6 protein-coding genes are annotated in these 6,256 nt (G+C 66.6%); 5 read left to right on the top strand and 1 reads right to left on the bottom strand.

All coding sequences use genetic code 11. The features are described from left to right. On the top strand, positions 1–480 hold a 480-nt coding region (locus AC1D1S_RS06100; protein WP_476993971.1), incomplete at its 5' end, for an acVLRF1 family peptidyl-tRNA hydrolase. A gap of 155 nt (positions 481–635) precedes the next feature. Here AC1D1S_RS06100 and chcC2 read toward each other — a convergent pair. Continuing rightward, positions 636–2,354, bottom strand: a complete 1,719-nt coding sequence (chcC2, locus tag AC1D1S_RS06095) for a 4-oxocyclohex-2-ene-1-carboxylate 5-dehydrogenase (RefSeq protein ID WP_476993970.1) — start codon at positions 2,352–2,354, stop codon at positions 636–638. A gap of 139 nt (positions 2,355–2,493) precedes the next feature. On the opposite strand from chcC2, the gene AC1D1S_RS06090 reads away from it, so the two are divergent. From AC1D1S_RS06090 to AC1D1S_RS06075, 4 genes are all read left to right on the top strand, one after another. Next, positions 2,494–3,279, top strand: coding sequence for an IclR family transcriptional regulator (locus AC1D1S_RS06090; RefSeq protein ID WP_243177362.1), 786 nt, complete (start codon positions 2,494–2,496; stop codon positions 3,277–3,279). 106 nt (positions 3,280–3,385) lie between these two features. After that, positions 3,386–4,147: an SDR family NAD(P)-dependent oxidoreductase gene (locus AC1D1S_RS06085; RefSeq protein WP_476993969.1), complete on the top strand. Its 762-nt coding sequence runs from the start codon at positions 3,386–3,388 to the stop codon at positions 4,145–4,147. A 94-nt stretch (positions 4,148–4,241) separates the two neighbouring features. Continuing rightward, positions 4,242–5,924, top strand: a complete 1,683-nt coding sequence (gene chcC1 / locus AC1D1S_RS06080) for a 4-oxocyclohexanecarboxylate 2-dehydrogenase (RefSeq protein WP_476993968.1) — start codon at positions 4,242–4,244, stop codon at positions 5,922–5,924. Between the two features lies 1 nt (position 5,925). Continuing rightward, positions 5,926–6,255: a Dabb family protein gene (locus tag AC1D1S_RS06075; protein WP_243177359.1), complete on the top strand. Its 330-nt coding sequence runs from the start codon at positions 5,926–5,928 to the stop codon at positions 6,253–6,255. The last annotated feature ends 1 nt before the right edge of the window (position 6,256 follow it).

Genomic DNA, 6,256 nt, shown 5'->3' with positions numbered 1-6,256 from the left:
GCGGACGGCCGTCCTGGGCGCGGCGGCGACGCCGTCGCCCGCCTCGCTTCCCTGGCGTCMCAGTCGCGGAGCATCGGCACCGTGCTGGTCCGCCGCGGCGGATATTCGGTGGCTGTGGTCAGCGCCGGCACCGTGCTGGCGTCCAAGACCGGCACGCGCCACGTYCAGTCSCGGACGGCKGCCGGCGGCTGGTCCCARCARCGYTTTGCCCGGCGGCGCGCCAACCAGGCCGATGCCCTGGTGGAGGCCGTCGCCGAGCACGCCGGGCGGATTTTCGCGGAGCACCCGATCGAGTATCTGGCTCCCGGCGGCGACCGGACCCTTGCCGAGCAGGTCCTCGCCGAACCGGTTCTGAAGCAGTACGCGGCACGGCCGAGGCTGGCGTTCCTCGACGTCCCGGATCCGCGCGCCGCAGTGCTGAAGAAGGYCGCCGCGGACCTGTGCGCGGTGCGGATCCTGGTGACGGATCCGCAGGCGTAGGATAATCCGCCGTTCCATCCCCCAATGTATGCAGATGGAATGACGGCCTCTTCGCTATCCGGCTACCGGACCCCGCGGCTACTCTTCCGGCGCCAGAGTGACGGTGACGCCGTCGAGGGCGAATTCGCCATGATGGACTCCCCCGGCCTACGGCGTCAGACGCCGGCCGCGCGGGTTACACCGCGATCGGCGGCGAGTTTGGCGACGTCGCGTCCCGCCCGGTAGCCGAACACCAGGGCCGGGCCGATGTGGGAGCCGTAGCCAGGGTAGCCGCCGCCGAAGACGCTGACCGCTGCCGCACCGACGGCGATCAGGCCGGGAACGGCGGTTGCCTCCTCGGTAACTACCTCGGAGCGTTCGTTGACGCCGATGCCGGCGAACGTGCCAAGGTCGCCCATCTGGATCTTGGCCGCATAGTACGGGCCCTTGCCGACAGGGGCCAGATTGGGGTTCGGCTTGTGTTCCATATCGCCGCGGAAGTGGTTGTACAGGGTGGAGCCACGGCCGAACGCCGGGTCCTCGCCGCGTTCCGCTGCCGGATTGAACCCGGCCACAGTCTCCTTCAAACCCGCGGCGTCGATGCCGAGCTTGCCTGCCAGCTCCGCCAGGGTGTCCCCCTTGACCAGGTAGGCCGTTTTGTAGAAGTAGCCGCGCGGCATCGGCCAGGGCTTGGCATAGCCGATGCCGTACTTGTGCATCGTCCTGGCGTCACCAATCACATACCCGAACGTCTTGTCCTCGTCCTTGTGGTGCTCGATCATGGCCCCGCCGAAGTCGTGATAGCTCAGGGCTTCGTTCCCGAAGCGCTTGCCGTGACGGTCGACGGCGATCAGTCCCGGCAGCCCGATGGCCCGCAGGTGCGGGAAGAGGCGCTCTTTACCGCTGAGGTACTTGAAGACAGTTACCGGCGCCCAGGACCCCACACTGAACACCGAGTTGTCGATGTGCCCGCCCACGCTGATTGCCAGGGTGGCAGCGTCACCGCCGTGGCCCACGGTCGGGGTGAAGTGGTCGTCACCGTCGGCGTCGTGCGGGAAGTACCGCTTCCGCAGTTCCTTGTTGCCGGAGAAACCACCGGCAGCGAGGATAACGCCGAGCCGTGCGGCCACAGTCGCGGCGTGGTCTCCCCCAATGACCGCTCCGGTGATAGTGCCGGCGTCGTCCCTGGTCAGGGAGAGGACAGGAGATGAATTCCAGAGTCGCACACCCAAGTCATCGGCGCTCTTGACCATGCGGGTCATCAGCGCGTTGCCGTTGGAACGCAGGACCGGCCGCTTATAGCGGGCGGCATCGGCCCAAGTGCGCAACAACTTCTTCGCCACGTAGACGAACGACTTGACCGACTGGTTGACGTGGAAGAACTCGTTGATGTCCGGACCCACCTGCGGCATGTAGCCAAAGACGGTGTAGGAACTCATGTAGGGCTGCATCAGGAGCCGCTTGTCCCCCAGCACGCGTGCGTCGACATCCTGCGGCAGTATTGCCCGCCCTGAGAGTTTCGCGCCGGGCAGGTCCATCTTGTAGTCCGGCGACTTCTCCGGGTAGGTGAACTTCACGTCGGTCTCGTTCTCGAAGAAGGCGATGGCCTCCGGCACGGTATCCAGGAAGTCACGGACGCCGGTCTGGTTGAACGTCTCCGGCGCCAGGCTTCGCAAGTAGGTCTCCGCTGCCTCGCGGGTATCGCCCTGCTCTACGCCCTGCTTGTTGCCGGGGACCCACGCCCAGCCCGCGGAGATCGCCGTCGTGCCGCCGAWATACTGCTCCTTCTCGGCCACAATCACGTTCAGGCCTTGCGAGGCGGCCTTCAACGCTGCGGCCATTCCGGCCGCACCGGAGCCGATGACGAGGACATCACAGAGGACGGGTATACTCATGGTTTTGCTCCGTTCAGTCGGCCGCGCGCTTCGCTGCGGCAGCCGGGGTTGAATGCTAGTCCCCCAGTAGAGCCGGTGACGGCCAGCCCCGTGAGCAGGATTACCATTGAGCGGGAATATGGTTCCCTGAGGAGGGCGTGTGGCGAATTCCCCATCGGGCGAGTCGATCATCGGACGGTTCGTCAGAATCGTCAGCGCCTTCGACGACAGCCACACCTCCATGAGCGTCGCCGAACTGGGTCGCCGCACCGGACTGCCGGTGACCACCACCTACCGCCTCGTTAACGAACTCCTCCTCGAGCGGCTTCTTGAGCGCGAACCTGGAGGTGACATCCATATCGGAACGCGGATGTGGGAACTCGTTTCCCGAGGGTCCAAGATGCTGGGGCTGCGGGAGGCCGCCTTGCCGTTCATGGAGGACGTCCAGGCCGTGGTGCAGCACTCCACCACCCTGGGCATCCTTGATTCGGACGAGGTCCTGTATATCGAGCGGCTGGGCTCCGACAAGACCATTGTGGACATCACCAAGATCGCCGGCCGCCTCCCCGTCCATGCGACGTCCTCCGGACTGGTCCTGCTGGCCCACTCCCCCGCCGCCTACCAGGACCGCATCCTTGCCCGGCCCCTGACGAAGTTCACCGAAACCACCCTGACCGATCCCGCTTTGCTGCGCCGGCACCTGGCCGAGATCAGGCAACGCGGCTTCGCTGCCATGCCCGGCGTGATCGTGCCGGAGTCCAGCGGCATCGCGGTCCCCGTCTTCGGCCCGGACAACACCATCCGCGCCGCACTCAGCGTGGTGGTGCCGCGCAACGAGGAGAACGCGGCCGCCCGCGTACCCGTCCTGATGGCTGCCGCGCGGGGCATTTCGCGGGCCCTCGGCTGGCAGGGAGAACTCAAGGGAACCCTCCGCCAAAGCCACTAAGGCATTCCATTTCCGTTCATCGGGAATCGTGTGGTTGCCGTCACAGACTCACTGTCACTCTGGCTTAGTCGCAGCGAAGATGCTGCAGGAGCACGAGGAGCACCACATGAACCCCACACAGAGCCGCGTTGCCGGAAAGACCGCCATCGTCACCGGCGGCCGCGGAGATCTGGGCGGCGCCACCGCCGCCCTGCTGGCCGAGCACGGCGCGAAGGTCGCCAGCCTCGACGTTGCCGGCAWCCCGGCCGGCGCCACTCACGAAAACATCAGCGAGTACGACGTCGACGTCACCAGCGAGGACAGCGTCGCCGAGACGATCCGCCGCGTCACCGACGACCTCGGCGCCCCCGACATCCTGGTCAACGCCGCCGGCATCATCGGCCCGGCCGGCGCGTCCCACACCGCCACCGTCTCTGACTTCGACACGATCTTCGACGTCAACGTCAAGGGCGTCTGGCTGATGACCAAGCACGTGGTCCCGGGAATGATCGAGAAGGGCGCCGGCAGCATCATCAACTTTTCGTCCATCCATGGCATCACGGGCGGCCGGAACGTGCCGCTCTACCACGCCACGAAGGGCGCCGTCCGGCTGCTGAGCAAGTCCGATGCGGCAGCCTACGGCAGCCACGGCATCCGGGTGAACTCCATCCATCCAGGTTCCATGAACACCCGGATGAGCCGCCGCTCCGCCGAACAGTCCGAGATCGGCGCGGAACAGTATTACAAGCAGCTCGTCGGCTCCAATCCGCTGCCCCGGCAGGGCGAACCGGACGAAATCGCCTACGGCGTCCTGTACCTGGCCTCGGACGAATCCCGCTTCACTACGGGTTCGGAACTCGTGATCGACGGCGGCTACACCGCCGTCTGACCTCTCCACCCCTGACCTGCCGCCCTTGCCCCAGTTTCCCGGAGCGGCTTACCGGCCGCGCAGGAACTTCTTCATTCCCTGAAAGGCATCACCTATGAAATTCGTCCATGGAACCGACCTGGACCGCTACGACGTCGTCGTCGTCGGCTCCGGCGCCGGCGCCCTCACCGCGGCTGCCACCGCCGCACGTGCCGGCAAGTCCGTCGTCGTCCTGGAAAAGAGCGCCCTGCTGGGCGGCACCTCTGCCGTCTCCGGCGGCATGCTCTGGGTCGCCGACAACCACTACGCCCGGGAAGCCGGGATCGCCGATTCGAAGGAAGCGGCCGCCGAGTATGTCCGCGCCGTGGCGCGGGGCCGTGGGCGGGAAGAGCTCCTGGACGCCGCCCTGAACTACGGCGGCACGATGCTCCGCTTCGTCGAAGAGGAATGCGGCGTCCGCTTCATTTTCCTCAACAACTTCCCGGACTACCGCCAGGACCTGCCCGGCGCAATGGAGGGTGGCCGCACGGTGGAGCCCGAACTGTTCAACAGCAAGGAAGCCCTCGGCGCGCTCACCTCCCATGTCCGCACCGACGGCCGCGCCCCGTTCACGATGCAGGAATATGAAAACTGGGGAGCGTTCACCAAGTTCCCCTGGGATGACCTCGGCCAGCGCCAGGCCGACGGGCTCGTGGCCAAGGGCCAGGCCCTCGTGTCCATGCTCCTGGCTAGTCTGGTCCGCGACGGCGCCGCCCTCGTCACGGGTGCCCGCGGCCACCGGCTGCTCACGGACGGCGGCCGGGTGACCGGGGTCGAACTCGAATCCGGCGACATCTTCCAGGCGAACGACGGCGTGGTGCTGGCCACCGGCGGCTTCGAATGGGACAAGGCACTGGCCGACTCCATGCTTGCCTCACGGCTGTACACAATGTGCTCGCCGCCCTCGAACACCGGCGACGGCCTGCGGATGTCCCAGCGGATCGGCGGCCAGACCCGCGGCACCCGTGAAGCCTGGTGGGCGCCAATGTCCATTACCGGCGACACCCGCGACGGGCAGCCGATCGGGACCCTGCTCCGCTTCGAACGCCAGGGCCCGGGCTCGCTCATGGTCAACCGCCACGGCCGTCGCTTCGCCAACGAATCCCAAAACTACAACGACCTCGCCCGCAGCCTGCAGTCCTGGGATTCCGCCAGGAACCAGAGCCTCAACACCCCCGCGCATGTGATCGTGGACCACGCCTACATGGAGCGCTACGGCATCTTGGCACACCGCGCAGGCCAGCCCACCCCCGCCTACCTGATCGAGGCTCCGACGCTGGAGGAGCTCGCGGCGAAAATCGGCGTCCCGGCCGAAAGCCTGGCCGCCACGATGGCCAGGTTCAACGAGTTCGCCGTCAAGGGCGAGGACCCCGATTTCGGCCGGGGCGAAAGCGCGTACGACAAATACTGGGGCGACGACGAGAACCCCTACCCGAACCCGTCCCTCGGTCCGCTGCAGACCGGACCGTTCTACGCCATGGAAGTGGTCAACGGCGCGTTCGGCACGAACGGCGGCGTCGCCACCGATGGCCGGGCCCGGGTCCTGGACGTGGACAACCGCCCCATCGAGGGCCTCTATGCCGCCGGCAACACCACCGAAAACGCCTACGCCGCAGGGTACCCGGGTGCCGGCGCGACGCTCGGCCCGATCATGACCATGGGCTACCTCGCCGGCCGCACCATCGCCGGACAGGACCCCGAGTTCGTCTCCGGTTCCTCGGTCCCCGCCGAACTCCCCGCCGAACTGATAGAAGCCTGAGATGATCCGCCACACCGTCCTCTTCAAGTTCAAACCGGACTTCCCGCCCGCCGACAAGCAGGCATGGATCACAGGACTCAACAGGATGACCGGGAACATTCCCGGAATGCTCAGCCTGACCCACGGCCCGGACCTGCTCAGCACCGAGCGCTCCTTCGACTACGCCATCGTGGCGGACTTCGAAAAGGTCGAGGACATCGCGGTATACAACACGCATCCGCTTCACGAGCCGCTCAAGGCGTACTCGTTTCCCAACAGCCAGCAGATCCTCGCGGTGGACTTCCATCTTGAGGCTACGAAGCCGGCGTCCACTGAGACATCGTCGTCTTAAG

Source organism: Arthrobacter sp. P1_A5 (assembly GCF_056406825.1).
This window is presented reverse-complemented; position numbering and strand designations above follow the sequence as displayed.